Origin of the sequence: Amphritea sp., from assembly GCF_016744155.1 — a bacterium.
Taxonomy (GTDB): Bacteria; Pseudomonadota; Gammaproteobacteria; order Pseudomonadales; family Balneatricaceae; genus Amphritea.
Map to the genome: position 1 here is coordinate 66,846 of NZ_JADGEW010000010.1, position 26,288 is coordinate 93,133.

25 protein-coding genes are annotated in these 26,288 nt (G+C 49.4%); 11 read left to right on the forward strand and 14 right to left on the reverse strand.

Going from position 1 to position 26,288, the window contains the following annotated elements:
- Position 1 precedes the first annotated feature (1 nt).
- The 7 genes from QZZ54_RS09950 (at position 2) to QZZ54_RS09980 (ending at position 6,182) form a co-directional block, all read left to right on the forward strand.
- Positions 2-553, forward strand: coding sequence for a diheme cytochrome c (locus tag QZZ54_RS09950; protein WP_290702306.1), 552 nt, complete (start codon positions 2-4; stop codon positions 551-553).
- Positions 507-809: a PepSY domain-containing protein gene (locus QZZ54_RS09955; RefSeq protein ID WP_290702308.1), complete on the forward strand. Its 303-nt coding sequence runs from the start codon at positions 507-509 to the stop codon at positions 807-809. The genes QZZ54_RS09950 and QZZ54_RS09955 overlap by 47 nt, the downstream gene beginning before the upstream one ends.
- On the forward strand, positions 806-1,474 hold the full coding sequence (locus QZZ54_RS09960) for a response regulator transcription factor (protein WP_290702310.1): 669 nt from the start codon (positions 806-808) through the stop codon (positions 1,472-1,474). Before QZZ54_RS09955 ends, QZZ54_RS09960 begins: the two co-directional genes overlap by 4 nt.
- Positions 1,475-1,493: 19 nt before the next feature.
- Positions 1,494-2,810, forward strand: a complete 1,317-nt coding sequence (locus QZZ54_RS09965) for a sensor histidine kinase (RefSeq protein WP_290702312.1) — start codon at positions 1,494-1,496, stop codon at positions 2,808-2,810.
- A 66-nt stretch (positions 2,811-2,876) separates the two neighbouring features.
- Positions 2,877-3,530 (forward strand): DNA-3-methyladenine glycosylase 2 family protein, encoded by a 654-nt coding sequence (locus QZZ54_RS09970; RefSeq protein WP_290702389.1) that lies wholly within the window; start codon positions 2,877-2,879, stop codon positions 3,528-3,530.
- A 149-nt stretch (positions 3,531-3,679) separates the two neighbouring features.
- Positions 3,680-5,371, forward strand: a complete 1,692-nt coding sequence (locus QZZ54_RS09975; protein WP_290702314.1) for a methyl-accepting chemotaxis protein — start codon at positions 3,680-3,682, stop codon at positions 5,369-5,371.
- Positions 5,372-5,552: 181 nt separating this feature from the next.
- Complete coding sequence (locus QZZ54_RS09980) at positions 5,553-6,182, forward strand: tetratricopeptide repeat protein (protein ID WP_290702315.1); 630 nt, start codon at positions 5,553-5,555, stop codon at positions 6,180-6,182.
- A 20-nt stretch (positions 6,183-6,202) separates the two neighbouring features.
- Here QZZ54_RS09980 and QZZ54_RS09985 read toward each other — a convergent pair whose 3' ends face one another.
- Positions 6,203-6,739, reverse strand: a complete 537-nt coding sequence (locus tag QZZ54_RS09985; protein ID WP_290702316.1) for a DUF924 family protein — start codon at positions 6,737-6,739, stop codon at positions 6,203-6,205.
- A 248-nt stretch (positions 6,740-6,987) separates the two neighbouring features.
- Between QZZ54_RS09985 and QZZ54_RS09990 the strand changes: the two genes are divergently transcribed.
- Entirely contained in the window at positions 6,988-8,592 is a 1,605-nt protein-coding gene (locus QZZ54_RS09990) for an ABC-F family ATPase (RefSeq protein ID WP_290702317.1), read from the forward strand.
- A gap of 93 nt (positions 8,593-8,685) precedes the next feature.
- On the opposite strand, the gene QZZ54_RS09995 is transcribed toward QZZ54_RS09990, so the two are convergent.
- The 3 genes from QZZ54_RS09995 to QZZ54_RS10005 all read right to left on the reverse strand — a co-directional run bounded on the left by QZZ54_RS09995 (position 8,686) and on the right by QZZ54_RS10005 (position 12,821).
- Entirely contained in the window at positions 8,686-10,140 is a 1,455-nt protein-coding gene (locus QZZ54_RS09995; protein ID WP_290702318.1) for a biotin carboxylase, read from the reverse strand.
- 192 nt (positions 10,141-10,332) lie between these two features.
- Positions 10,333-11,304, reverse strand: a complete 972-nt coding sequence (locus QZZ54_RS10000; protein WP_290702319.1) for a C45 family peptidase — start codon at positions 11,302-11,304, stop codon at positions 10,333-10,335.
- Positions 11,301-12,821 carry an amidase gene (locus tag QZZ54_RS10005; protein WP_290702320.1) on the reverse strand — a complete coding sequence of 507 codons (1,521 nt, stop codon included), beginning with the start codon at positions 12,819-12,821 and terminating at the stop codon, positions 11,301-11,303. The genes QZZ54_RS10000 and QZZ54_RS10005 overlap by 4 nt, the downstream gene beginning before the upstream one ends.
- Positions 12,822-12,977: 156 nt before the next feature.
- Between QZZ54_RS10005 and QZZ54_RS10010 the strand changes: the two genes are divergently transcribed.
- The gene (locus QZZ54_RS10010) at positions 12,978-13,442 is read left to right on the forward strand and encodes a hypothetical protein (RefSeq protein WP_290702321.1); all 465 of its coding nucleotides are present in this window, start codon (positions 12,978-12,980) and stop codon (positions 13,440-13,442) included.
- A 64-nt stretch (positions 13,443-13,506) separates the two neighbouring features.
- Here the strand turns inward: QZZ54_RS10010 and QZZ54_RS10015 are convergent, their stop codons facing one another.
- A complete protein-coding gene (locus QZZ54_RS10015; RefSeq protein ID WP_290702323.1) occupies positions 13,507-14,022 on the reverse strand; it encodes a PACE efflux transporter in 516 nt (171 codons plus the stop codon).
- 119 nt (positions 14,023-14,141) lie between these two features.
- On the opposite strand from QZZ54_RS10015, the gene QZZ54_RS10020 reads away from it, so the two are divergent.
- Positions 14,142-15,029, forward strand: a complete 888-nt coding sequence (locus QZZ54_RS10020; RefSeq protein ID WP_290702325.1) for a LysR family transcriptional regulator — start codon at positions 14,142-14,144, stop codon at positions 15,027-15,029.
- 8 nt (positions 15,030-15,037) lie between these two features.
- Here QZZ54_RS10020 and QZZ54_RS10025 read toward each other — a convergent pair whose 3' ends face one another.
- From QZZ54_RS10025 to puuE, 9 genes are all read right to left on the reverse strand, one after another.
- Positions 15,038-17,551, reverse strand: coding sequence for an EAL domain-containing protein (locus tag QZZ54_RS10025; protein WP_290702327.1), 2,514 nt, complete (start codon positions 17,549-17,551; stop codon positions 15,038-15,040).
- Between the two features lie 4 nt (positions 17,552-17,555).
- Positions 17,556-19,208, reverse strand: a complete 1,653-nt coding sequence (locus QZZ54_RS10030; protein ID WP_290702329.1) for a FecR domain-containing protein — start codon at positions 19,206-19,208, stop codon at positions 17,556-17,558.
- A 299-nt stretch (positions 19,209-19,507) separates the two neighbouring features.
- Positions 19,508-20,278: an IclR family transcriptional regulator gene (locus QZZ54_RS10035; RefSeq protein ID WP_290702331.1), complete on the reverse strand. Its 771-nt coding sequence runs from the start codon at positions 20,276-20,278 to the stop codon at positions 19,508-19,510.
- 206 nt (positions 20,279-20,484) lie between these two features.
- The gene (locus QZZ54_RS10040; RefSeq protein ID WP_290702333.1) at positions 20,485-21,039 is read right to left on the reverse strand and encodes an HAD hydrolase-like protein; all 555 of its coding nucleotides are present in this window, start codon (positions 21,037-21,039) and stop codon (positions 20,485-20,487) included.
- Between the two features lie 10 nt (positions 21,040-21,049).
- A complete protein-coding gene (locus QZZ54_RS10045) occupies positions 21,050-22,225 on the reverse strand; it encodes a urate hydroxylase PuuD (protein WP_290702335.1) in 1,176 nt (391 codons plus the stop codon).
- A 72-nt stretch (positions 22,226-22,297) separates the two neighbouring features.
- Positions 22,298-22,804, reverse strand: coding sequence for an ureidoglycolate lyase (locus QZZ54_RS10050; protein ID WP_290702337.1), 507 nt, complete (start codon positions 22,802-22,804; stop codon positions 22,298-22,300).
- A gap of 7 nt (positions 22,805-22,811) precedes the next feature.
- Entirely contained in the window at positions 22,812-23,807 is a 996-nt protein-coding gene (gene alc, locus QZZ54_RS10055) for an allantoicase (RefSeq protein ID WP_366645408.1), read from the reverse strand.
- A 91-nt stretch (positions 23,808-23,898) separates the two neighbouring features.
- Complete coding sequence (gene uraD, locus QZZ54_RS10060) at positions 23,899-24,420, reverse strand: 2-oxo-4-hydroxy-4-carboxy-5-ureidoimidazoline decarboxylase (RefSeq protein ID WP_290702341.1); 522 nt, start codon at positions 24,418-24,420, stop codon at positions 23,899-23,901.
- Complete coding sequence (puuE, locus tag QZZ54_RS10065; protein WP_290702343.1) at positions 24,420-25,340, reverse strand: allantoinase PuuE; 921 nt, start codon at positions 25,338-25,340, stop codon at positions 24,420-24,422. The genes uraD and puuE overlap by 1 nt, the downstream gene beginning before the upstream one ends.
- Positions 25,341-25,666: 326 nt before the next feature.
- On the opposite strand from puuE, the gene uraH reads away from it, so the two are divergent.
- Positions 25,667-26,023, forward strand: a complete 357-nt coding sequence (gene uraH / locus QZZ54_RS10070) for a hydroxyisourate hydrolase (RefSeq protein ID WP_290702345.1) — start codon at positions 25,667-25,669, stop codon at positions 26,021-26,023.
- Positions 26,024-26,288 lie beyond the last annotated feature (265 nt).

The following is a 26,288-nucleotide window of genomic DNA, read 5'->3' on the forward strand; positions in this document are numbered from 1 at the left end:
AATGGTGAAGTTAGGCATGAAAAAAGTAGTGGGATATCTTCGCTGGGGTGTGGCAGGTGGTTTTCTGCTTGCGGCCTGGGGACTCGGTCTTACCGGGGTTAGTATTGCCTCGGGTAGTTATGGCGGGCGCTCCGATAATTCTGCCGAAGCGGTGCTTTATCGTGAGGAGTGTGGAGCCTGCCATCTGGCCTACCCCGCAAAAATGTTACCCGTCGATAGCTGGACTGAGATTATGGCCACACTGGAAGACCATTTTGAGGAGAATGCGGAAGTCTCTGATGAAACTGCTACGATGATCAGTGCTTATCTCACTGATAATGCGGGCAAATCGGGCCGTGGAATGTTAAAAAGAGTGAAGCACGATGCGCCCCTGCGTATCACTGAGCTGGCATACTTTGTTCATGAGCACGATGATGTGCCCGAGCGGCTGGTCAGTGGTAATGAAGAGGTGGGTAGTTTCAGTAACTGTAATGCGTGCCATCAGCGCGCCGAAAGCGGAGACTTTGATGAGGATTCGGTTCGTATTCCTGGCTATGGTCGTTGGGATGATTAACCTGGCTCATGCCGGGTCTGATATTAGCGATAAACAGGTGAGGGCCTGGGTGACTGAAGGCAGAATTCTGCCTTTCGAAGAGATCTACGCCCGCAATAAAGATCGTCTGTCCGGTCATCTGCTCGATCTGGAGATCGAGGAGGAGCATGGGCGTATTGTCTATGAAGCCGAGCTGCTGGATGCTAATGGAGATGTTTGGGAACTGTATATCGATGCGGTTACCGGCGAGGTAGTTAAAGAGGAACATGACGATTGAGAATCTTACTGGTCGAAGATGATCTGGATCAGGCCGAGAGCTTAAAGCGTAGCTTGCAAAAGGCGGGCTACGTTGTCGAGATGGCGCATAATGGTACCGATGGTCAGTTTCTAGGGGATGAAGAGATCTTTGATGCGATTATTTTGGATCTTGGGTTGCCTGAGATCGCAGGTCTCGATGTGTTAAAACACTGGCGGGAGAGGGGTAATACTGTCCCGGTTCTGATTTTAACGGCCAGAGATGCATGGCATGAACGGGTAGACGGGCTGAACGCGGGTGCGGATGATTATCTGGGTAAGCCCTTTCACGGGGATGAAGTGATTGCACGGCTGCAGGCAATTGTCCGACGTACAGTGGGTAAAGCTGATAATGTGCTTGAATGGAATGGCGTGCAGCTATTGCTGTCTGAACAGCAGGCGATTGACCAAAATGGCCAGCTTATCGCTTTAACGGCAATTGATTTCAGATTGTTGCGCCAGTTTATGATGTACCCCGATAAAGTCCATTCTAAAAACCAGTTGAGCGAGCAGGTTTATGAAGAGGACAGGATAAAAGACAGTAATGTCATTGAGGTCTATGTGAACCGGTTGCGTAACTACTTTGGTAAAGAGTTTATCAAAACCCAGTGGGGCAAAGGTTATCGCATCGGCCCTGTTGATAAATAGCTTTGTTAACTGACAAATTATGATGACAACATCTATCCGTAACCAGCTAAGTCGAAGTCTGATTATCGCCCTATGTGTCACGATGGGGGCTTTGTTAGTGGTGATTAACTGGGGTGTAGGGCAGATATCCCAGGAATATATTCTTTCCCGTTTGAAGCATGATGCCGAGTCAATTGTGGCCGCGTTAGAACAAGACCCTCTCAGCCAGTCCTGGCAGCTTAGCTCGCGTGGGGCAAGTAACGTTTATCAGCGAGCCTTGTCGGGGCATTACTACCTACTCTCGGGCCCCGATATCGAGATCAGAAGCCGTTCCCTGTGGGATTATCCGGTTAGTTTTGACAGGCTGACAAAGGGCCAGGAAAACAGTTTTCAGATGCCGGGGGCTAACGATCAGCATTGGTTGGTGTGGCAGCAGGCATTTAGTAAAAACGATACCTTATTTACCCTGACGATTATTGAAGATAGTGCGCCACTGGATGCCCTAAAGTGGCGCTATACCCTCTGGGCTGTTCTGGTTGTAGTCCTTGGCGCGATCGCTCTGTTCTTTATGCAGCAGTGGAGTCTGACGCGAAACTTCCGTTATCTGGATTCCGTCAGAAAGAAGATTCAAGCCTTCCGTTATTCAGAAGAAAAACCCGATCTGAGTGGTATGCCCTCTGAACTGGCGCCGCTGGCAGATGACATTGATAAGTTACTGCAGCAGCTCAAGCAACGTGTGAGCCATTCACGTAACGCTTTAGGTAATCTGGCTCATGAGATTAAGCGACCCTTACAAAGGCTGCAACAGCTGCAGGATGAATCAGAAATGGAGTTTGGGGCGGACATCAAAGGCCTGTTAAATGATATTCAGTGGTTGATTCAGCGAGAGATGAAACGGGCCCGAATTGTTGGGGTTTCTTCACCGGGCCGGCAAACGGATCTGTTAGTAGATCTGCCCCCGGTGATTAATATTCTGGGTAAGCTGTATCCGGCCGTCAGGATCGAAACTGACTTCTCTTCTGAGCATATTTTGCCCCAGGACCGGGATGATATGCTCGAATTGATCGGAAACCTTTTGGATAACGCCTGTAAATACGCGATGAGTGAAGTTAATCTCAGCACCGCGGTGGTAGATAGCCAGCTTATGATTCGTATTCGGGATGATGGTAAGGGACTGCCGCAGGAAAGTATTGAACGGTTGATGCTACGCGGGCAGCGCCTGGATGAACGGGAAGAGGGCGCAGGCCTGGGGCTGTCCATCTGTAGTGATATTGTTGAAAGTTATCGGGGCCGATTAACCCTGGAAAACCGAGAACCCCATGGCATTGAAGTGACTATTGGATTGCCGTTGCGATAATTCACCTTTGTGAGGATTTAATCCTTCAGTTTGCCTCATTTAAATCAGTGAATATCAGGAGCTTTTATCAAAAACATTATTGATCAAGCGCATATCGACCAGGCACTGACAGCGCTGGCCAAACTGGACGCTGATATTGCTCGTGCGCTACCGCAGGTTGGTACGCCACCACCCCGTCAGCGTCCTTTCGGATTTTCTGCTCTGTTGGCTATCATTATCGGCCAGCAGGTCTCAACTGAAGCGGCTGCTGCTATCCGAGGGCGGGTTGAGACGGTTGTTCTGGAAGAGAGCCGGGAAGACGGGCCAGTAGGAGAGCTAACCGCTGATCGATTGCTGAAGGTTGAAGATCAGTTACTGCGAGATGCAGGGATGTCCTGGCGAAAGATTGAGTATGCGAATGGGCTGGCTGAGGCTGTTTTGTCGGGGCAATTAGATCTGAATGCGTTGCCTGAGATGACAGATGATGAGGCTATCAATGCTTTATCATCTCTGCGCGGTTTTGGCCGTTGGAGTGCAGAGATTTATCTGATGTTTTCATTACAGCGACAAGATATATTCCCTGCCGATGATCTCGCGCTGCTGGTAGCTTTGGGGCGGCTTAAACGGCTGGAACACAAGCCGACGCCCAAGCAGGCCCGCCAGCTAATCGAACACTGGTCACCCTATCGCAGTGCGGGTTCATTATTTCTTTGGCACTACTACCGTGGTGCACCAGCCTGATTGAGTCTCTCCTCACTTTGAGCATATTGTCTTAATAAAATTAATCATATAAACCATACTGACGTTATTGGGTTTTGCTGCCACGTAAACCTCAATTATGCGTAAAGGAAGGTGGAATCTCTGCTAAAACAATAAAAAAGGATTTTGATATGCAATTCATTCGTGATCAGAAAATTGGAGTTAAGATCTTTGGTTGCGTAGTGATACTGCTATGTATGGAACTTGTAGCGGTTGTTTACGGGCTGGCTAAAATTAGTAAAGTTGGAACTCAGTTGCAGGATATATCTGATGAGGATCTACCCTTGATTGAGTTGACTACACAGTTAACTATTCATCAGTTGGAATCAGCTCTGCTGGTTGAGAAGGCCGTTGCGTATGGTGGACCAAGGCTGTCTGCTATGGCTCTTCCGAATGCCAGCCTGCCGAGTCTTCTTGAGCAGAATGATAAAAAAATTATAGAGGAGCTGATTCAGGCTAAAGCTATTATTGAAACCACGATTCAGCATGCCCCAACACCCGGCATGGAAGAGTTGGAACAGCAGCTACTGGAGCGGGTAGTCCGGCTTGAACAAGATCATTATCAATATGAAGAGGCGCGGGATGAGCTACTTAGGTCTATCGATCAGGGTAGGATTGAGTCGTTTCAGTTGCAGTTTGAGTCGTTTCAGCAGCTACAAGATAAGATAAACCTTGATCTGGAGAACTTCCTCTTTGATGTCGAACGTCTTACCGATATGGCGCTTGAGGTGGTTGTTTCAGAAGAAGTAAGTACATATCAGGAGATCCTGGGAAGTTCAGCTCTGGTGCTATTAATAGGGCTGGGGCTGGGAGTCGCTCTTACCTTAAGTGTAACCCGCCCTCTCAAGGTAGCCGTTGACGTTGCCAACCGAATGGGCGAAGGAGATTTTAGTGATCAGATCCAGGCCACGAGTAAAGACGAAGCGGGTCAGCTGTTACAAGCGATGGCACTGATGTCGGGGCGCCTTAAAACAATGCTCAACGAAGTGAATCAATCTTCTGTTCAAATTAATAAATCTGCCCAGGATCTTTCTGATATATCCAGATTGAGTCATCAGACAATCAGCAGTCAGAACAGTAATACTGAGTTAGTGGCTGTCGCTATCAAGGAGATGGTAACTGCTCATCAGGAGATGGCAGGCAATACAAATAGTGCCAGTCATGCTGCCAGACAAGCGAGTGAGGACGCCAATCAAAGTGTTGGGGTAGTTGAGGAAAATCGCAGATCGATGCAGCTTCTGGTGGATAAAGTATCAGTAGCTGCGGAAAAACTGTTAGAACTTAAGGGCGCGAGTCAGGATATTGGAGGGATCCTGGGTGTGATTCGAGGGATTGCAGATCAGACTAATTTATTGGCTCTGAACGCTGCGATTGAAGCTGCCCGCGCTGGAGAGCACGGCAGGGGATTTGCTGTTGTGGCTGATGAGGTTAGATCGCTTGCCCAGTTGACACAGAGCTCAATTGAAGAGATTCAGAAACTAATAGGTCGAGTGCAAAATAGTACCGCCGTAGCAGTATCTGCAATGGATGAAAGTCGGGAGTACGTACAAAGTAACGCGATTCATGCCGATCAGCTTAGTGTTGCGTTGGGTAATATTACCGAAGCGATTACGACAATCAGTGATCTTAATAACCTCATAGCTACAGCGAGTGATCAGCAGCTGTTTACCGCTGAAGAGGTAAACCAGAATGTAGCTCAGATTAGTGATTCTGCAGGTAGTATTCAGCAGAACTCGGATAATAGTTCTCGCTCCAGTCAACAATTGAGGCAGCTATCGCATGCTTTGCAGGTTCAGGTAGGGCAATTTAAGCTGGAGAGTTAGAGGTATCTCCTGCATGAAAGTGTTGGCTGAGTTTGCACGGTGGGGCTCCTGCATAGCCAGAGTCTATACTTATTTCTGAATCTATTGTGCTTTGCGCGGTCGACTAATGAGTGCAGTGCTTATAGTACTACTATCAGCACTAGCGTCGCGCAGCAGAATTATATCTATTTGAGGAATGTTTATGACCGATAGCCCGAAGGCTCACAGTATGAAGTTCTGGCTCTCAATGGGGGCATTTCAGGTTGTCTTTGGTTTAGCTGTTTTTGGCCTGACCCGTGAGTACTATCTTTCTGATACTCCTATGGCCAGTGCCCCAGCTAAGCCTGGTCTGAATTGGCCCACCGCCGGACAAACGCTGTCCAGTGATCTGTTAACCGGTCAGGATGTTCCTTCTCAAAAAATGGGGCAGGGTATCGCCAACACTGTGGGTGCAACCTCTGATCTAAATGTGCTGCAAGACCCGGTAGAGATCTCCCGTCGGGCGAATGAGATGTTTGCCCAGCAGGATTATGCAAGCGCGGCTCAGCTCTATGCGAAGCTACTGGAATTCGATCCTGAAAATGCCAGTACCTATAATAACTTGGGCTTGACGCTACACTATATCGGCCGCTCTGATGAAGCGCTTAAAATGTTGGAGGAGGGTTCCATCATTGATCCTTTCGATCAACGACTTTTGTTAACCCTGGGGTTCGTTAGTACCCAATTAGGTGATACAGAAAAAGCGCGTAGTGCACTTAAGTCGGCTGTGGCTCTGGGCGCAGATACGCAGGTAGGGCAATCCGCAACGAAGATGCTGGATGAGCTGCCCTGATCCTGAGTGATAAATTGGGTTTAGAAACCTGAGTCCGGGCTGGCTAGAAATATCTCTTCTTCAGCTGTGCTTGTCCGGCCGAGTATCTTGTTTCTGTGTGGATAACGTCCGAACCTTTCAATAATGACTTTGTGTTTCTGTTCAAACTCGGCTGAGGAGGGATCACTCAGTTTTGAATAAAGTCGCTCTGCCTCCGAATGAATCACCAGAGACTCACTATGCATAAGAGGGAGATAAAAAAATGGACGTTTCTCTTCGCTGAGTTCTGTATCAAAGCCTTTTTCAATAGCGGATTGTGCTAGTGCTAAGGCCAGTGTGTCATAGGCAAATGACCGGGGAGTATCCCGAAACATGTTTCTTGAGAACTGATCCAGCACAATAACTTCAGCAAGGCTTCCATATGCTGTTTTTCTCCAGTGAAATAACTCGCAGTTTGCCGCTTGATTATGTATCTCTGAGAACCGCTCAATAATCAATCGATCAAACTCGGTGTCTTTGATGAACCACTGTGAGCTATCTATTTCGTTGAACCAAAACTCAATAATTTCCTGATGCATAGTTACCCCTGAAATATACCGTCATATTCTTATCCCTAGCCTGATCGGGTCAGGTTTCAGATAGGTTTATAATAGCTTATTGGCAGTATCAGCAACTATTCATCTGAAAAACAGTCTTTGTTCAAAAAATGTACAGTTTTGGCTCGACTTTAGAGCCTTAACTCTTTACAGTTCGCGCTTCTCTAAAGACTCTGTATTGCTCTGCTTACCGATACTTTATTTACTGCTCTCTTTTAGGACTTATCCCTTTGATCTCCTCTGCGAACATCACTATGCAGTTTGGCGCTGAGCCTCTGTTTGAAAACATCTCCGCTAAATTCGGCAATGGTAACCGTTATGGTCTGATCGGTGCGAACGGCTGTGGTAAATCTACCTTCATGAAGATCCTGAGTGGAGAACTGACGCCGACTTCTGGCAACATCTCTATTACGCCGGGCGAGAAGCTGGGTATTCTTAGCCAGGATCAGTTTGCTTTTGAAGAGTACAGCGTTATTGATGCCGTTATTATGGGCGATGCTGAACTGTGGAAAGTGAAGCAGGAGCGCGATCGTATCTACTCTCTGCCTGAGATGTCGGAAGAAGATGGCATGAAGGTTGCCCATCTGGAAACCGAGTTTGCTGAGCTGGATGGATACAGTGCGGAAAGCCGTGCTGGGGATATTCTGCTGGAAGCGGGTATTGCCGAGAAATATCACTTTGGCCTGATGGGACAAGTTGCACCGGGCTGGAAACTGCGGGTGTTGCTGGCGCAGGCACTGTTTGCAAATCCTGATATTTTGCTGCTGGATGAGCCAACCAACAACCTGGATATCCACACTATCAGCTGGTTAGAAAATGTTCTGAATCAGCGTAAGTGCACCATGATCATTATCTCCCACGACCGTCACTTCCTGAACGCGGTCTGTACCCATATGGCGGATATCGATTACGGCGAGCTGCGTGTCTATCCGGGTAACTATGAATACTTTATGGAAGCGTCTTCGCTGATCCGTGACCAGCTGTTAACCGAGAATGCTAAAAAGAGCTCGGAAATGGACGAGTTACAAGCATTTGTAAACCGTTTCTCTGCCAACGCCTCTAAAGCTAAGCAGGCGAGTTCGCGCGCGAAGAAATTGGATAAAATTGAGCTGGACGAGGTAAAGACTTCTAGTCGCCAGGTGCCCTCAATTACCTATAAGCAGGACAAGCGTTTGCACCGTCAGGCGCTGATTCTGGAAGACATGGGCCATGGCTTTGATGGTGGCACACTGTTCTCTGACGGTAACCTTATACTGGAAGCGGGCGCTAAGTTGGCGGTTATCGGTGAAAACGGCGCGGGTAAAACAACTTTCATGCGTTGTTTGATGAAAGAATTAGAAGCCAACGAAGGCACGGTTAAGTGGTCTGAAAATGCCACCATCGGTTACTGCCCTCAGGATAGTTCTGCTGACTTCGATACTGATCTGACATTGTTTGAGTGGATGTCACAGTGGCGTACGCCGAAACATGATGATCTAAAAGTACGGGCGATGCTGGGACGTTTGCTGTTTACCGCCGATGACTTTAATAAGAAAGCCCGGGTCTGTTCCGGTGGTGAAAAGAACCGCCTCCTGTTCGGTAAGCTGATGATGATGGATATCAACGTGCTGATCATGGACGAGCCGACCAACCACATGGATATGGAAGCGATTGAAGCGTTGAACGCCGCGCTTGAAGGCTTTGATGGTACGCTGATCTTTGTTAGCCATGACCGTGCTTTCGTTTCCTCTCTTGCGACCTGTGTAATAGAGATTAAGGATAAGGAAGTAATTTACTTCCCAGGTACTTTTGACGAGTATTTGTCGGATCAGACTAAAGCGTCCAGAGTTGCCTGATATCTTGTCTAGATGAGCGGTTTCTGACAGATATAAAAAAGCCCCCAGGTTCTTAAACAGAAGCTGGGGGCTTTTTTTATGCTCTGGGTTTGATCAGAGCATTTTACGAACGTTATCGGTTGGAATATAAGGTACTTCCAGCTCTTCCAGTTCTTTGTATTCAAACTGAGCGTTGATTGCGGTAACCCAGTCTTTAGCGCGCGGCAGAAGTTGGCGGTCATCGGACTGCATTCGTCCCCGGGCTATCAGAATTCCCATGTCGGCACCCAGGTAACTGTAATCACCTTTGCCATAAACACGTAGATAGAAAGCGTCATTATTGTCACTGACGTTACCCCAGTCGATGCTTTGACGCACATAGTTGATGGTGCCATCGTCTTCCATACGCCAGATGCCAGTCTGTGGCGCTTTAGTGATTTGGCGCACTCTATCTTCGGTATGCTTAAGAACTAGCTGGGTCCAGGTATCAAAGTCAGCCCAGCGTTTCTGGATTTCTTCAATATCGATGTCGAAATCAACATCCATGAATTCCAGCAGGTGAAACAGCATCAGTGGAATGCCGCCATATTTAGATGTTACTAAGTTGGTTAGCGGGCTGGCGCCACTGATTCGTGGGTTGATTTCGCCCAGATAGACTTCGCCATCGTCTGTATCCACCAGGTAATCGAAGCAGAAGGTGCCGCGGTAGCCGTTTTCATATAGCTTATCGCCCATCGCTTTAACCATCGCGATGATCTTATCGCGCTGCTCACCCTGAAGTATTTCTGGGAAGATATCGTTACCACACCAGCCGCCCTGATAAGGTGTTAGCTCTGAATAGCCGGTAATGTCGGTCTGCAACGGACCAACTAAAGTGCCACAGCGGGTGGCAACTGCTTCCAGCGTACCCGGGATGTGGTTGATGTATTTCATGATCTTCAGTGTCTCGCCAACGATTTTGTCGGCGTTTTTATCCCAGTCAGCTTCACTGCTGATGAAGTAGGTGGTTTTACCTGAATCACCATAAGGGGTTTGTACTACCAGCTTATTCCCCAGTTTCTTCTCATCCGCTAACGCTTGTAGCTCTGCGTAGCTGGAGGCTTCAACATCGACGATGTTGGGTGCACTAGGAACACCGGCTTCGTTGGCCAGTTGGGTGGTTACAATTTTGGAATCCAGACGAGTTCGCAAACTGGCCGGTGGCAGGGCTATCTCCATGCCTAAGCTTTTAGCAATCTCTTCTGTTTTCTCGTCAAACATGACGGTTAAAATTTTACCTTTTCCGCCGGACTTTTCGAAAAGCTCTACCGACTCTTTGTGGCTCAACAGGTAGTTGGCCATATCTTCCATTGACTGGAATTCTCGCTCGGTATTCTGTGTCGGATTGGTTACCCGAAAGTGGCCGCCGTCGAAAGAGTCGAAGTGAGAGATATATTTAAAGCCTTGAATCCACTGTCCCAAACCGAGAATGTTATATGCAGTAGGTGAGACGAAGTAGATTGGGGTCGTATTGTTTCGAAAAAAACGATAGATGTCAGATAGGCTTCGAAGAGTATCGGGTGTGCTCATAGTAACGTCCTTTATATTATTATCGTTAGATAAGGTTGAGTCTTCTGGGTTTATCTCACTAACACTCTTCGGTGCTTGCGGGAAAATGATGCTGTGAATCCTGCATAGGATTGAGGTGAGTTTGCTTGTCAGGGTAGTCATGCGTTTTTTAATACACCTCGTTCTATGGTTGCTTGGTTATACGTATCTTGGTTATGCATAGTGAATATCAAGGGTCTGTTCGGGGAACAGGTCGAAGCTAAGGTTGAGGCTTTGATGCGGCCAGATATAACTGACCTGTCCCTCTGCAGGTAGATATACGGCGGTATACAGCGTGCCCGACGAATGCGCGTCGTGTACTCGATACAGTGGGGGGTAGAGAAATGGAGCGACAGTTTCCTGCAACGTCGTTTCCTGCTGGGCGGCAATCCTGTTGAGTGCATCCAGCCGGGTAGTCGAGTCCTCAAGAAATACAGGCTTTCCTGGTTCTATCGGCCCTTGGTGATTGGTTGAGGTGGTTGCATTGCTGACGCAGATATCTCTATCCGGCGCGATGAAAATGGTTGAGTGATTGCCGGTCTTATCAACCAGTGCAATGTTGTAATCCAGATGTACGGGGACTCGTTTAAAAACCTCGATGGCTTCTTCAACGTTGCTGCAGGTTTCCAGTACATAGCGCACCACGATGGTGATGCCAAACCCTTTGCCTTCTACCAGACGGCCGCCATAGTTAATGGAGATGCTAAGGCCTGCATCGTTTATGCCGTCGAGAGCCCCCCAGACACAATCCGCTGTGGCGATGACTTTTTTATCCAGCCATTGGCTCTGCATAATGGTGCCTTCACAGAGAAATGCAGGGAAGTCATAGTTGCGGATCAGGGCAGTTTGCTCTTTCTTATAGATCAGTTGTGAGCAGCCTGAGTAGAATGTTGGAGGACAGTACAAGCTGAGAAAACGAGCCTGTAGATCGTCGCAATCCAACAACGTTGTCAGCTCTTTATACAAAGGCATCAGCTCAGGCATGTACAGCTTCAGTGCGTTTATACACTCAAGGTAGCTAGGGCGAGCTTCCTCTCCCTCATCCAGATACCAGGCTCGGTAGGCAGGCCATGTTTTGGTAAATAGGTCTCTGAACTTCTCACCTGGAGTTAATTCGCTGATGACGTCGAACTGGAGGCTCTTCACTTAGTAACCGTCCCACGAAGTTGTGACAGACGAGCGCGGGCGCGTTTCATCTGATTGATGATGCCCTTGCCCTCATCTTCATTAAATTCATCCGGGTCGGTGTCTGCTTTGGGTTCGGCAGCAGAGTCTTTCGGTGAGTTATCCCAGCCGATTACTTTTTCTAACTGCTCGGCAATATTCAAAACTGTTGCATCTGTCCCGCGGGGGCCCTGAATCTGAATTGAGAGAGGTAAGCCCTCATCACCCAGACCCATGGGTATAGCGCAGGCAGGCATACCTGTCAGGTTGGCATCGTACATAAAGCTAGCCCAGTCTAGCCATGGATAGCTAATGCGGGTGGACCCTACATATTTAGGGTGGCGCAGGCTGTGCTTAAATGCCTCAACGCCCAGGGTAGGGGTAATGAATGTTGTACAGTTATTACGCTCAAACATTGCCTGGTAAGCCCCGTGAATCGCTTCACGATGGTCTTCAGCAGCATTAAACTCATCTTCGGTAATACTGGCACCAAAGGTCATAGAATCCAGTGTGCCTTGTTCTAGTCCGGCGAGGGGAGCATCCTTCTCTTTTTGGAAGCTCCAGGTGTCGTACATGGCCGAAGTCGCCCAGGCGATAACGGAAGAGGGCAGGTGAGGATGGTCATAAATGACTTCTGCGCCAGCCTCTTTCAGTTGAGCGATAATTCTGCGGAAGGTCATGCGTACATCATCGTCAATCGGAGCAAGACCTAGGTCTTCAGAAATAATGACTTTCTGGCCGGCTAGCGAAATTGGTTGAAGCGCATGGGCGTTCAGAGAATCCACATAAGCATGTTCATCATTATTCGCCGCGATTACCGAATACATCAAGCGGGCATCGGCCACTGTCCGAGCCATCGGTCCGTATGAAACGATGGTGCTCCATGAAGGGTTACAAGGCTCTCTTGGCACCGCTTGATAGGAAGGTTTGAAACCAACGATGCCGCAAAAAGCTGCTGGAATTCGGATTGAGCCGCCGCCATCGCCTCCCAGAGACAGGGTGCCAGCACCGGTTGCCACGGCAACGCCTGCGCCGCCGGAAGAACCACCGCAGGTGCGTTCTCTGTTCCAGGGGTTAGTGGTTGTGCCGAAGAGTTCTGATGAAGTTGTGCCTGTCAGACAGTATTCTGGACAGGTGGTTTTTGCAAAGATAACTGCCCCGGCTTCTTCCAAACGCTGTATCGCTGCGCTGGTCTCCTGAGGAATAACGTCTTTTTCAGTACGGGAACCGCTGGTCAATGGAACACCGGCGAGCCATTGTGATTCTTTGATGGTGATCGGTAAACCGCACAGAGGTCCACCCAGACCCTGGGCTAATAACTCATCGGCTTTAGCGGCCGCCTCGCGTGCACGGTCGTACAGTTTTACAGAAAAAGGATTGTAGGTTTCAGCGACATACTCTGCACGTTGGATCGTTTGCTCAAGCAGTTCGGTGGCAGTCATACGGCGAGCGCGAAGATCTTCGAGTAGTTCAATCGCAGTTTTATTACCTGAATCCATCTGACTTCCTTCATTATTTTAGGTGTGTAAGGTGCTATGAATCGACTGTCTTGAGAGCTGTTCTATGTCAATGTTGTCGCATCTAAATTGTTGTAGAACCTTACATCATGACCCATAATGTATGTCCGTATTTTTCAAAAAGCAACACTATGGTCCATGATGTTTACTAATGAGAGTTTAGAAGTCTATCTGGAAATCGCCGGAAGCGTGACACAGGCGGAGCTCCCAATCTGCCGTGAACAGGGGCGTCTGGGCGATTATGCTGTGGCTTATCGTATCTTCAGAAACAAGCAGGGCGGGGGGTTTGGCGACCCTGATAAACATCCTTATTCCTGGGCTGCTTTGGTCTATGTGGATGGATTACCGTTACGATTAGACAGTGCGAGGGGCGATTGCCGTGAGTGGTCAACGCTGGATCGTATCGGTCAGTGGATGGTGGATAACGGCTTCAGATACTGGTGGACTCGCAATGATCTTGAGTATGTCGAGCATCCTTTACCGGCGAATGCTTTTGAACCAGTCCCTACGGTTGATGCGGTGATTGAGACTGCAGTGGAAAGCGGCTTGCCTGCTGAGACTGAGTTACCGGCGGATAGCGGATCAGATCCATTGGCAGTTTAAGATATATTTAGTTGCCTGATGGAGTGCTGCTGCACTCCATCAGATAGCCTCTACAGCTTTTTCTCTAATAACTTTCAGCGCGTACAGGCTCATCCTGTCGTTGGGGTAAAAGCTGGTCTGACAGTTGAGTCGAGAGTTGGGCTGACAGTTGGACAACAGGAAACACCCGGTCATATCCCAGATTGAATAGTAGCGTGTAGAGCATCACCGCGAACACCATAACCAAATCTAGCATGAGCGCTTGTAAAAGCGTCACATCAAGCCACCAGATAATCAATGGCAGCGAGGTGGCCGTCAGCGTCAACTCGAATCCGATCGCATGAAGTATCCGTCCTGCTAATTTACGTTCCGTCGGAATGTTTCCCCGTTTAACGTCATAACGGTCAAATACATAGTTGAAAATCGGATTGATCAGCATCGCTTTCAGACTAAGCACCACCGCTAGCATTCCCACATCAACAATATCCCGATTCAGCATCAGCGACATCATCGGAGCCAATAACGTGAGTAGTAGCGCCTCAAACATAACAGCGTGGCGCAGGCGGTCCAGCGGTGTGCGGGTGATAATTGGCTGATTCATGATGGATCCTTGCGGTGGATAGATAAATGACTGATTCATAGGTGAGGCTATTCTAAGCTTTAAATAGATAGATAAAAGTTAGATACTATCTATTAATTAGATAGGTTGGGGCTGCATTTATGGCTGTTATGGATCAATTAGAAGCTTTTGTTATAGCGGCGGAGACAGGGTCGTTTTCTGCGGCTGCCCGCAGGCTGGGTAAAGCCCAGTCGGCTGTGAGTACGGCGATTAGTAACCTGGAGCTGGATAGCAACGTTACCTTGTTTGATCGGAGCAGCCGTAACCCGGTATTAACTGAAAGTGGTCGGGCGTTGCTAGAATACGCGCGAACGGTATTGCACAGTCAGCATGAGTTTCGGGTACACGCGCAGGCGTTAGGTCAGAGCGATGAAGTTGAATTATGTCTGGCGGTTGAGCAGAGTATTTCCAACCGGCAGCTACTGGATATTCTTCACCGGTTTGAGCAGCGTTTCTCTCATATTCAGCTTGAGCTGCTCGACCCAGGTGGCAGTGATGTTGCCGAGTTGATTCGCACTAACCGGGCTGATATAGGTTTGATGCTTGAACGGGAAACCTATCCCCAGGGGTTTGGCTTCAGGGGCATTGGTTATTCAGAGTCGGTGGCTGTTTGTCGGCACGACCACCCGATTGTTGCTATGCAGCCGGTCAGTCATTCGAATCTACGTGCATATCGTCAGCTAGTTTTACGCAGTCTGGATCTGAGTGATCGAAGTCATGAGCGGTTGATGTTGAGTCCGAGTGTCTGGTTTTCTGAAAGTCCGTACCTGATTCTGGATCTGCTTTGCAGCGGCCTGGGCTGGGCATCTCTGCACCGTAATGTCGTCGAAGAAAAGCTAGCCAGCGGCGAACTGCATATTCTGCAGCGCGATTATCAAAAGGTGGCCTCGTTACAAGGAATTGATGTCGTATGGACTGAGAATCGCTCTCTGGGTACGGCCGGTAGCTGGTTGTTAGAAGAGCTATCGCAGTTGGATCTGACAGCGTAGGAAGAGTGTTAACTGACTTCGTACTCTTTCTGTTTTAGGTTAATTTCAATGACGGCGCCTTCGCGTAATAGTTGGGTCATTTTGTCAACGGGCAGCGGGTGGCTGTACATAAACCCCTGGAATTCATCGCATCCGTTATTGCGTAGAAAACTGGCTTGTTCCTGAGTCTCAATTCCTTCGGCAATAACGCTCATTCCCAGTCGTTTTCCGATGGACAGAATCGTGAGGGTTATCTCAGTAGAGCCGTCACTGGTGCCTATCTCCTGAGTAAAGGATTTATCAATTTTCAGCCGATCAAGAGGGAAGTGACGTAGGTTACTTAACGAAGAATAACCGGTACCAAAGTCATCGATGGCTAAGATTATTCCCTGCTGTTTGATCTGTTTCATCATTTTAATGGCCGTCTCCATATCCCACATCAGAGAGCCCTCAGTTATTTCAAGTTCAAGGTCTTCCGGTTTGATGCCTACCTGTTGAACAATCTTTTCAACAATGTTGCCCAGTTCCGGATCAATAAATTGCAGTGGAGATACGTTAACGGCCAGGCGTAACGAGGGTAGGCCTTCATCTTGCCATGCTTTGAGTTGCTTGCAGGCATTGCTCAGAACCCACTCCCCAATCGGGCGTATTAAACCGACATGCTCTGCCACAGGGATAAACTCTTCGGGGGAAACAGCGCCCAGTTGTGGGTTATTCCAACGTAATAGCGCTTCAGTACCAATAATTCGGCCGCTATCCGCCATTATTTGTGGTTGGTAGTAGATCTCAAATTCGTCTCGTTCAAGCGCGTGTATCAGTGCTTGTTCAAGTTGTGAACGAATTCTCAGTTGCTGACCAATATCGGCGGAGTAAATGCAGAGGTGCTCGCTATCATCGATACGGGATTTAAACATCGCTGTATACGCGTTGCGTAATAGCTGGTTATCTTCGCTTTCTTCGCCAGACCAGACACTCACCCCTATCTGGGGGGACAGTAATAGAGATTCACCGTTTATCTCTAACGGTTGTTGTAGCTGTTTGAGCAGGGCCGCCGCGATGTTCTGAATGCTTTGATGATCTTTTGTTTGACTTAACAGCACCGCAAAATCATCACCATTCAGGTGAGCGATAAAATCATTTTTGGACACTTCAGACCTTAGGCTCTCACCAATAGCTTTCAATAGTTGGTCGCCTATCGGTCTTCCCAGGGTTGTACTGGCTGACCCCGGCCATTCAAAATGGATAATCATCAGGCCGATAACCGGAGCGGGACTTTTACCCAGTGTCAGCTGGTTTAGTCTGTCTTCCAGCATGCCACTGTTGGGCATACCTGTTGCCCGATGGTGCTGTGCCTGATGCTGCAGCTGCTTGAGAAGTTTATTACGGAGTCTGGTATCTACATTCAGTTGCCATATGGTCCAGATTGGCCAGATAGCGGCGATGGTGATCAGTGTTGAAACCGGTGTCAGCCACCGCTGATACTGGCTGAGCAGGATAAAAGTGAAAACCAGTGCGACGCCTATCATCGCGGCTGAAGACAACAGGCTAAAACGCAGAGGCAGCAGAAGAATCGCAACACCGCTTAACAATATCAGCGCTGAACTGAGTAAAAAGTGCTGCAGACTGGTTAGTGGATAGATCGCTTTACCTTGTATCAGGGCGTTTAGAATCTGAGCATTGACCTCAACACCGGGCATCCGCTCATGGGCTTTGGCTGCAGGTGTTGCCAAAACATCACCCAGCCCTGTTGCTGTTGCCCCAACCAATACATATTTATTGCGAATTAACTGACTCGGTACTGCTCCATTAATCAGGTCTGCCCAGGAGATGATTGTTGGTTTTTGATCTCTAGCCGCGAAGGGGATCAACATACTTTGTTGTCTTACCCAGCTTTCTGATTGGCTGATCTCTGATCGATTACTTGTTTGAAAAGCTGTTGGTATGCTGAGAGTTGGGGCTTTTCCTGCGGCTTGAAGCATTGCCAGCGTCAGAGCCGGCCAATGGGCATCATTGACCCCGCCATAAAGAAATACCCGGCGACAAAGACCGTCTTTATCGAGTTCAGTATCGACATGTCCAATACCTGCAGCGTTGATTGCAAGTTCTGGCAGGGGGAGTAGCTCGGTTATCATCCCGTTCTGTTGAATGCCAGGTGCTGCAGCTAAAACAACTCGGTTACTTTTTTGAAGCGCACGGGCGAACGCCTGATCGGCCCCGGGGTCATCTCTCTGTGGTTCGGTAAAGAGAATATCAATGCCTATCACCGCAGCATCCATTTCGGTGAGTTGATCTACTAACCGGGCATGTTCCCGACGTGACCAGGGCCAGCGACCAAGCTGCTCTATGCTGTTGTTATCCACAGCAATAATCACAACCTCGTCGCTCATCTTGCCGGCATGAAACGGGTACATCAGATCGTAAGTCATGAGGTCCAGCCGTTCAAAGACCCGGCTGTTATTCAGACCTGTGTTTATCAGCATCAGGAGTAATACCAGTAGGCTGGCATACAGCTGAGGACGGTGTGATTCAATAAACAACTTCATATGTTTACAGCAAAATAAGCATAAGGAAAGAACCCCAGATGGCCAGAGGCGTGTAATCGATCACGGGCACTACTTTCTGGGTTGTTCCCCAGGGGCCGATATAACCATCGGTGTCGATAGTGCGTACCCTGAGGTAACGTGCCGTGTTTTTAACCGGCAGAAAACTCATTTCTGGCTCTGTCAGTATCGAATCGTTTTGCAGATCTTCAAAGCCTTTGTCGTAGGCCAGTTGAGCCTGGTAAGTCTGCCCGGCACCTCCAGATGGCCAGCTAGCGACCAGCATTCCATCTTCAGAAGAGCTCATTTGTGCATCAACTTTAGCGGGAATCGGTTTGATCTCCCATTCACGAATAAGGCCTATAGGTCCGAATTCATTATCTGCCGTGATACTAGTCAGACGCCAGAAATAGGAGCCCGGAACAGGTAGCGCTGAGCTGTCGTATCGGTTACCTCGAATATTGTCATCATCCACAATCAGGTTGCTGAATGCGGCGTCAGTGGCTATCTCCAGATGATAACGAACGGCGTCTTCTGACGCGGTCCATTGCAGCTCGGGTGACTGTCCCCGAAAGAGTTTTTTGTCTGCGGGTGATAGCTGAACCGGTGGTTGTGGCCTGGCATCCAGACTGAATGCGAGAACGTTGCTTTGCCCTTCTAGTCCAAGTTGATCGATCCCGCGGACACGAACAAAGTAATTTCCATCGGGTATGTCGGGCAAAGGAGCACGGGAATACTGGCTGACCTGTTGCCACAGCAGGGTATTAAAACTGGCGTCTTCTGATACTTCTATCCGGTATCCGCGTGCGTCTTCGTTGGTATTCCAATTGATGGTCCAGTTGATACTGCGGATGGCCCCGTCTGGTTTTTTAAACTGTGGCGGTGGTAGTAATTTTTTGGGCGGGATAGGTGCTGTGCCAGCAGCAACCTGGGTACCGTAGCCTGCTTTAATGAGTCTTTTCTTGTCGGCACCGCGAACAACTACCTTGCCGTGAAGTACTTCGATATTAGATAGCTTGCCTTCATCGGCCACGGTTGCCCGGTATTCTGTCCCCCGAACAGCGCTAATGGCGGAAGGGGTTTCTATTTCAAATCGAGAGCCCGGCCCTGATGCGGGTGTGACGCGGGTATCCATTCGACCTTTCAGCAGGTGTAATCTGGAATCAACCATGCCGGTTGTGCCGTGGGCGCTGAGGTGATCAAAACGAATTAGGCTATTGCTGTAGAGTGTCAGTACCGTGTCATCGGCAAAGCGGATGGCCAGTGTGGTATCTGCGCCGGAGCGAACACGATCACCCAACTGGATCTGACTACCCTCTTTAAGCGGTTGAACACTGTTATCAGCGGCTCGAAGGAGTTCTCCCTTGCCTCGTATTTCGGATATCTCCGCCGGTACCGGATTACTGCGTATCCACTTTAAAGGTACACGCAAACGTGTGCCGGGCTGCATCTGCCGTGGATTTTCAATATTGTTGAGTTTCTGGAGCTGCTTAAATCGGGTGGCCCGATCCAAGTGCTGTTCGCTCAGATTCCAAAGATTGTCGCCAGCGACAGTGGTGTATACCCACTCTTGTGCCTGGGCTGAGGGTGCAACGATAGAAGTAGAAACAAAAATAGCTGAATAAAAAGAGACGCAAAGGGCTAATCGACTGACAGTCATCTTGCTGAGTTCCTTTCGTGACGGCTAGTCCTTGCGTTCGAAACCGACTCATCAGCTTTATGCCTTCAAAGCTTATGTTGGGTTTTGTAAGTAACGCAGACCAACTTAATTCAATGAATTATCAGAGCCTGTGAACCGCAGCTAACAATACAATAAATTACAAAAGGTTAACTTCATTCAGGCTATCTATACTTTAGATCAGTTAGCCGGGATAGGGTAGCCTATTTTTGTGACAGTCCCTTAAAGTGATGATGAACTTATCCCCGCTGACTTGAGCCCGGTTTTCTATGCCCAACTGCTCATAGTCCAGCTTTTTTAAAACCCAGTTGGGTGGAGATAGATAAAGCTGCTTCAATTAGCTCGTTTACCCACTCCAGATTTCTCCGTTCGATTGGTGCTGAAATTGATAAACCCGCCACCGGTAGTTGTGTTTGATCATAGATGAGCACACCGATACAGCCGACGCCGATCTCAGCTTCTTCATTATCCAGGGCATAGCCCCGTGATGCAGACTGCAGGCACTCTTCTGTCAGTGTTGGCAGGGATGAGAAAGTGTTTTGAGTATAGGAGGGCAGGTTGGTTCGTTCGGCATAGCGAATGATCTCATGCTCACCGCTGATGCCTAGCATCAGTTTCCCCACCCCGGTGACATGCAGCGGCGCCCGGCTACCGACCAGCTGATGAACATGCATCATACGGTTGGGGATAGCTCGTTCAAAATAGATTACGACATCGCCTTCACGGATAGTCAGGTTGATACTCTCGCCTAGCTTATCTCGTAACTGTTCCATATAAGGTAGGGCAACGGCCCGCAGATCGACGTCAGTATGGCGCTTGTTGGTGAGTTGCAGTAGCCGGTTGCCCAGCCAGTATTCACCGTTGCTGTTTCGATCGACAAAGCGATTATCGATCAGCGAGTGGAGTATCCGGTGGGCGGTAGAGGGGTGGAGTCCGGTTTCGGCGCTGAGCACTTTCAGGGTCACCGGTTGTGAATATCGGGATATGGCATCCAGAATCTGGGCCGCACGGTCGATCACCTGAATGCGGCTAGCGGGTTTGGTGTCTGACATTGAGCGGAATCCTGAGCGTTAATATGCAACTTTAGTTTTCCGTATTGTAGTAAATATCTGTCTTATTTCATATTGTGAAAGAAAGCCGAAGGTAAGCTCGCGCGTTAATTCGGCTAAACAGTTACTAATAGCGCTATCAGTTCATGGGGGCTATCGATGATGAAATCACTGTTAGCGTCACTGAGTTCTGCAAGCTCACCGTAGCCCTAGGTGACGGCAACTGAATGTATGCCGCAGGCCTTAGCTGCTGAGATGTCATTGGTGCGGTCGCCAATCATCCAGTGTTTATCCCCTGGGGATTGGCTATGCTGCAGCAGGCTGTGAAGATGGAGGGACTTATCACTTCTGGAGCCATCCAATTCGCTGCCATGAATACTCTGGAACAAAGGCGCTAGCGCTGCATGATCCAACAACCATTGGGCCTGGGGTTGGGGTTTTATCGTCAGTACTCGCAACGGTATAGCGCTATTGGCAAGCTGATGCAGTAATTTTTCAATGCCGGGATAGATCTGATAGTTATAGATCCCCTGTTGTAGATAGTGTTCTCTGAAGAGTGATACCGCCTGCTCAATCAGCGCTGCATTATCGCTTTCAAGCAGGCGAGAAAAACTGTCTCGAATCGGCGGGCCAAAACAACTTTGCAGACTCGTTGGCGAGGCTACGGGGTAACCCAGCTGGGTGAGCGCGGCCAGAATCGATTCAGCGATGCCCGCCTGGGTATTGAGCAGGGTGCCATCCAGATCAAAAAACAGACTGTTCATATGCGCTGACTCACTCGATTAAAGCGCCTTTGGCTATCCACTCACCTAACAGATCACGTTCCTGCTGACTCATCTGGGTGATATTGCCCAATGGCATCGCCTGAGTGGCAATCGACTGGGCCTGGATAAGGGGGGCCAATGCCTGAATTTGTTCCGGTGTATCCATCATAACGCCCAGTGGGGCGACACTGAAACCGGTATAGGTGGGTGTGGCTGAGTGGCAGACAGTGCAGCGTTGGCTGATCACCTGCTGGACCTGAGTAAAACTAATCTGCGTATCGGATTGCACCGCTTTTTGCGGCGCCACAACAAATGCCAGCGTAATCATCCCCAACGCGGCCACCGGTATTGCCCAGGCAAGTTTCTGTGTCTCATGGCGGGTATTGAAATAGTGACGCACCAGTATGCTGAGAAAGGACAGTACCGCCAGAATCGCCCAGTTATAGGCATGGCCATAGGTACTGGGGAAATGGTTACTGATCATGATGAACAGTACGGGCAGGGTGAAGTAGTTGTTATGCCGTGAACGCAACAGCCCTTTAGCGGGCAGGGCGGGGTCGGGTTCTCGACCGGCTTCAATTGCGCCCACCAGTGCTCTTTGTGCTGGCATAATGACGCGGAATACGTTGCCGACCATGATTGTACCGATAATCGCGCCAACGTGGATAAAGGCGCCTCTGCCACTGTAAATTAGCGAGAATCCCCAGGCTGCCAGTACCAGTAGAGCAAATAGAATGAGACCCAGCAGAACCGGTGTTTTGCCCAGCGGTGAGTCGCAGAGGGTGGTATAAACAACCCAGCCTGCAATCAGGCTGCCGATGCTGATGGCGATAGCTGTGGCAACACTCATATCAGAGCCGGGGGCGATCAGATAGAGCTGCGCATTGAGGTAATACACCACCGCCAGTAGGGTGATGCCTGAAAGGAAAGAGGCATAGGCTTCCCATTTAAACCAGTGCAGCGTTTCCGGCATCTGAGGAGGGGCAAGTTTGTACTTCTCTAAGTGGTAGATACCACCGCCATGAATCGCCCAGAGATCACCGGAGAGGCCTTCCCGAGGGTTACTTCGCTCCAGATGGTTTTCTAGCCAGACAAAGTAAAACGAAGCACCGATCCAGGCGATACCGGTGATCATATGTACCCAGCGCACCGCCAGATTTAGCCATTCCGTGATATAGGGGTCCATCATCTATTCCTCAAAACCTGACTTGCAAAGAAGTCTTAAACATCAATTCTCAGTCTGCTACAGATCACTTTATCAGCTCTGGGTGGCTTGCAGAACAATCTGGGTGTCGTCTGTAAAATAGTGTTCATCGCAGTTATTGCCTTCGCCTTCCCGGTCGACGATCAGAAAGTCATCATCCGCTACGCAACTCAGTACCGGGTGGTGCCAAACGCCGGAGTGGTAATTGATACCCTGGCGGCCATTAGTAATAAAGGCTCGAATGGTGCCTGTGTCCGGCTGGTCGCCGGGTTTTGCAACCAGAATCAGAAACGGATTTTGTTTCAAGGGGATAAACGCCTGACTGCCCAACGGGTGGCGTTCCAGTAGTTTTACCTGCAGCGGGTAATCAAGTTTTTGGGCCCTGAATATGCTGATAATGCCTCGGTCGCCGGGCTTGTCTAACATCACTTCAGAGAGGCGGTGATAGCGCCGGGTGGACCCCTCATTGATCATAAAGAAATCACGGTCTTCGGTTTCAATAACATCACCGTAGGGCGCGAAAGCTTCTTGGGTGAGGGGTTCTGGTCTGAGTGTCAGCATGACATCGTTATCCTTTGGCCGCTATGTTACCGAACAATCGCAGACGGCTGACACCGCCATCCGGGAAGATGTTCAGACGGATATGGGTAATAGGCCCTAGTGTGTTGATCTCTTCTGCGAAGCTGTGTTCCTGATGCATCTCTAGTTTTTGCGAGGGCAATAGCTCTTTCCAGAACAGACTCTGGGTTTCGATCTGATCATCGGTACCGCCTTTGACAAAAGCCGCCTGAATCGAGCAGCTGTCCGGGTAGTTACCTTTGAAGTGCAGGGTGTCGACCACAATACGATTTATCTCACCGGGATGCCCCAGTGCGACAATCACCCAATCGTTACCGGGTGTGCGACGGCGGGCCGTTTCCCAACCATCACCCATGTTGATACCCCGGCCAGGGTTTAAGATGTTGCTCATCGTGCCGTAATGCTCATTGCTGCATGACAGGGCACGTCCTCCACTCAGGGCTGCCGCCAGATCAATCTCCTGATCGGTACTGATGGCAGACCAGTCGAGGTGGGGAATGCCATGTACTTTCAGTCGGGCCACGCCACCATCGGGGTAAATATTCAGACGGATATGGGTCCAGGGCTGATCACTGTTGATAGGGTGAAGGTGCTGACTGTCGCCGTTGAGAGAAACCGCCCCTAGCAGCTCAGTCCAGTCGGTGTTTTCTGCAGGTTCACCTTGCGGGCAGAAGCAGGCTTCCAGTGACGCAGAAGGGGGGAAGTTACCGGTGAAAAAGGCCGTATCAATATTGACCCCTTTTATAATTCCGGCAACGCCAAGACGAACAACCGCATGGTCGTAGCCTTCAACGCGCTTACGGCGAGATTCCCAGCCGTCCATCCATTTACCGTTGTCGTCGAATACACCTTCTTTCCATACCGGGGCTTCCGGTTGCAGCATACGGTCTGCCGCGGCAAACCAGTCATCGGTGACGAAGATTACTTTACTGCCCAGACGCGCATCGGCCAGATTGATATGTTTTGTAAATGTCGTGTTGCTCATTATTCTATTATCTACCTGTAAGTCAGTGCTCATCGGTGCTTTTCTTCAGTACTTTGTGTCAGTACTTTGTGTCAGTGCTTTGCAATAGGCTTTACATTATCTCAAGCCGGAACCGGGCTATTTTGTTGATCTCCGCCAGCGCCCGTTGAAATTCTTGTTCCGGGCTGTGGTGGATGCGCTCTTCGAAAGCGGCCAGTATCTGATGCCGATCACTGCCTTTAACCGCCATAATGAACGGGAAACCAAATTGGGTGGTGTAAGCATCATTAAGCATAGTAAAGCGGGTGAATTCTTCAGCGTTGCATTCATTGATGCCGGCACTGGCCTGTTCTGATGTAGAGGCTTCGGTCAGCTCACCCGCCACGGCCGCTTTACCTGCCAGATCCGGATGGGCGTTAATCAGATCCAGCTGTGATTGTGTATCAGACTCGAGCAAGATTTTGGCCATACGCGCGTGCAACGTTAAAATATCGTTGTCGCCGGTTGCGATGCCCCGGTCAAAGATCTGTTCCGCTATCCAGGCCGAGTGTTCATAAATATCAGCAAAAGTGCTGATGAACTGTTCCCGGCTCATCTGGCTTGGGGTGCAGCTTTGAAAGGTGGTTGTGCTCATTAAACGACCTCCCCGGGGTAGGGGTGGTGCTTATGCCAGTGCCGGGCAATATCGATGCGGCGACTGAACCAAACCTTCTCATGACTGCGGGCGTAACTAAGGAAGCGCTCTAATGCGGCAATACGTCCCGGACGCCCAGCAAGGCGGCAGTGAAGGCCTACCGATATCATTTTTGGTGCATCCTCACCCTCGGCGTAAAGGGTATCGAAGCTGTCTTTCATGTATTGAAAAAACTGTTCACCGCTGTTGAATCCCTGGGCCGTGGCAAAGCGCATGTCGTTAACATCCAGAGTGTAAGGGATAACCAGATGCCCCTTGCCTTGATTGTCCAGCCAGTAGGGCAGATCGTCATCGTAGCTGTCTGAATCGTACATAAAGCCACCTTCCTCCATCACCAGCTTGCGCGTGTTGGGGCTGGTGCGCCCGGTGTACCAGCCTAGGGGTCTTTCTCCGGTCACCTGTTTAATGATGTCGATAGCACGCTGTAGGTGTTCCCGCTCCTCGGCTTCGTCCATATATTGATAGTCGATCCAGCGAAGTCCGTGACTACAGATTTCATGGCCAGCATCCACCATCGCCCTGGCGACTTCAGGGTGACGTTCAATGGCCATCGCGACGGCAAAAATTGTGAGAGGGATATCGTGCTTATTAAACAGCTTTAGCAGACGCCATACACCGGCCCGGCTGCCATATTCATAACAGGATTCCATGCTCATATGGCGTACGTTGGGTAAAGGCTGCGCACCGGGAAGCTCGGAGAGAAAGGCTTCAGATTCATTATCGCCGTGGAGTATGCAGCGTTCGCCACCCTCTTCATAATTGAGTACAAAAGAGATAGCGATACGCGCCTGGTCTGGCCAGTGGGGGTGAGGTGGATTACTGCCGTAGCCAATCAGGTCGCGTGGATAGTCTTTAATCACGGCCAACTCCTATTAATATAGGTAGAGATTACGTTGCTCTGGTATATCGAAACAGACTCGTTCGATTGTATACAATTAATTGTAGCGGATACAAGAATTAACTTGTCTGAGCGGTCAGGATATAGGCGTCTATTAAGGGCGGGGAGGTGTTGTGCCTCTTATGTGACGGATGATTGTTTAGCTTAGAGCGGTTTGGTAAGAGTTAAATGTATACAATTTGTATCCGCTCTGTTGTTTTGCTTTGTTGCGTTGTTCTATAGTGTATATCAATGGCTTACCGGAACGCTGGTGGTTTTCACAGACAAAAGAAAGAGGATTAAAGCGCTATGGGGTATCTGACCACACATGTACTGGACTCGGCCCATGGTTGCCCGGGCAGCGGTATACCGGTTGCACTCTATCGCATCAGTGCCGATGGCAGCCGGGAGCTGCTCACTCAAACCGTCACCAATGATGACGGCCGCTGCGACCAGCCGGTACTGGAAGGCGAGGGTTTCAGCATCGGTGTGTACGAGCTAATTTTCAGCGTTGCCAGTTACTACCGTCAAAAAGGGATAGCACTGCCAGAGCCCGCTTTTCTAAATGATGTGGTGCTGCGGTTTGGTATCGCCAATGAGGAAGAACACTATCATGTGCCTTTGTTGATCTCGCCGTATAGCTATTCTTCTTATCGGGGGAGTTAACTTCAGTAGCTAGACGTCGCTTCGCGACTTGCTAGACGCGGCTGCGCCGCTTGCTAGTTGTTAGAAAAAGCGCTTTTAAGAGCGGTAGCTTACCGATTTCTGTGGGAGCCCTTTTTAGGGGCGATCCTGATTAATACATATCTAAACCGCCAAATCCTGCGGTATCAAATGGCATTGTTTATCCAATGCTTACCTATCCCCACCAGGTGCATTCTCTTCTCTGTGGTGAAAATTCTCGAGTAATCAAAGGGGTCAGAGTCATTGA

What these genes read in the sequence shown, in the direction of transcription:
- QZZ54_RS09950 (WP_290702306.1), top strand. Translation starts at nt 2, where the DNA reads ATGGTGAAGTTAGGCATGAAAAAAGTAGTGGGATATCTTCGCTGGGGT.
- QZZ54_RS09955 (WP_290702308.1), top strand. Translation starts at nt 507, where the DNA reads ATGAGGATTCGGTTCGTATTCCTGGCTATGGTCGTTGGGATGATTAAC.
- QZZ54_RS09965 (WP_290702312.1), top strand. Translation starts at nt 1,494, where the DNA reads ATGATGACAACATCTATCCGTAACCAGCTAAGTCGAAGTCTGATTATC.
- QZZ54_RS09975 (WP_290702314.1), top strand. Translation starts at nt 3,680, where the DNA reads ATGCAATTCATTCGTGATCAGAAAATTGGAGTTAAGATCTTTGGTTGC.
- QZZ54_RS09980 (WP_290702315.1), top strand. Translation starts at nt 5,553, where the DNA reads ATGACCGATAGCCCGAAGGCTCACAGTATGAAGTTCTGGCTCTCAATG.
- QZZ54_RS09985 (WP_290702316.1), bottom strand. Translation starts at nt 6,739, where the DNA reads ATGCATCAGGAAATTATTGAGTTTTGGTTCAACGAAATAGATAGCTCA.
- QZZ54_RS09995 (WP_290702318.1), bottom strand. Translation starts at nt 10,140, where the DNA reads ATGAGCACACCCGATACTCTTCGAAGCCTATCTGACATCTATCGTTTT.
- QZZ54_RS10005 (WP_290702320.1), bottom strand. Translation starts at nt 12,821, where the DNA reads ATGGATTCAGGTAATAAAACTGCGATTGAACTACTCGAAGATCTTCGC.
- QZZ54_RS10010 (WP_290702321.1), top strand. Translation starts at nt 12,978, where the DNA reads ATGATGTTTACTAATGAGAGTTTAGAAGTCTATCTGGAAATCGCCGGA.
- QZZ54_RS10015 (WP_290702323.1), bottom strand. Translation starts at nt 14,022, where the DNA reads ATGAATCAGCCAATTATCACCCGCACACCGCTGGACCGCCTGCGCCAC.
- QZZ54_RS10020 (WP_290702325.1), top strand. Translation starts at nt 14,142, where the DNA reads ATGGCTGTTATGGATCAATTAGAAGCTTTTGTTATAGCGGCGGAGACA.
- QZZ54_RS10025 (WP_290702327.1), bottom strand. Translation starts at nt 17,551, where the DNA reads ATGAAGTTGTTTATTGAATCACACCGTCCTCAGCTGTATGCCAGCCTA.
- QZZ54_RS10030 (WP_290702329.1), bottom strand. Translation starts at nt 19,208, where the DNA reads ATGACTGTCAGTCGATTAGCCCTTTGCGTCTCTTTTTATTCAGCTATT.
- QZZ54_RS10035 (WP_290702331.1), bottom strand. Translation starts at nt 20,278, where the DNA reads ATGTCAGACACCAAACCCGCTAGCCGCATTCAGGTGATCGACCGTGCG.
- QZZ54_RS10040 (WP_290702333.1), bottom strand. Translation starts at nt 21,039, where the DNA reads ATGAACAGTCTGTTTTTTGATCTGGATGGCACCCTGCTCAATACCCAG.
- QZZ54_RS10045 (WP_290702335.1), bottom strand. Translation starts at nt 22,225, where the DNA reads ATGGACCCCTATATCACGGAATGGCTAAATCTGGCGGTGCGCTGGGTA.
- QZZ54_RS10050 (WP_290702337.1), bottom strand. Translation starts at nt 22,804, where the DNA reads ATGCTGACACTCAGACCAGAACCCCTCACCCAAGAAGCTTTCGCGCCC.
- alc (WP_366645408.1), bottom strand. Translation starts at nt 23,807, where the DNA reads ATGAGCAACACGACATTTACAAAACATATCAATCTGGCCGATGCGCGT.
- uraD (WP_290702341.1), bottom strand. Translation starts at nt 24,420, where the DNA reads ATGAGCACAACCACCTTTCAAAGCTGCACCCCAAGCCAGATGAGCCGG.
- uraH (WP_290702345.1), top strand. Translation starts at nt 25,667, where the DNA reads ATGGGGTATCTGACCACACATGTACTGGACTCGGCCCATGGTTGCCCG.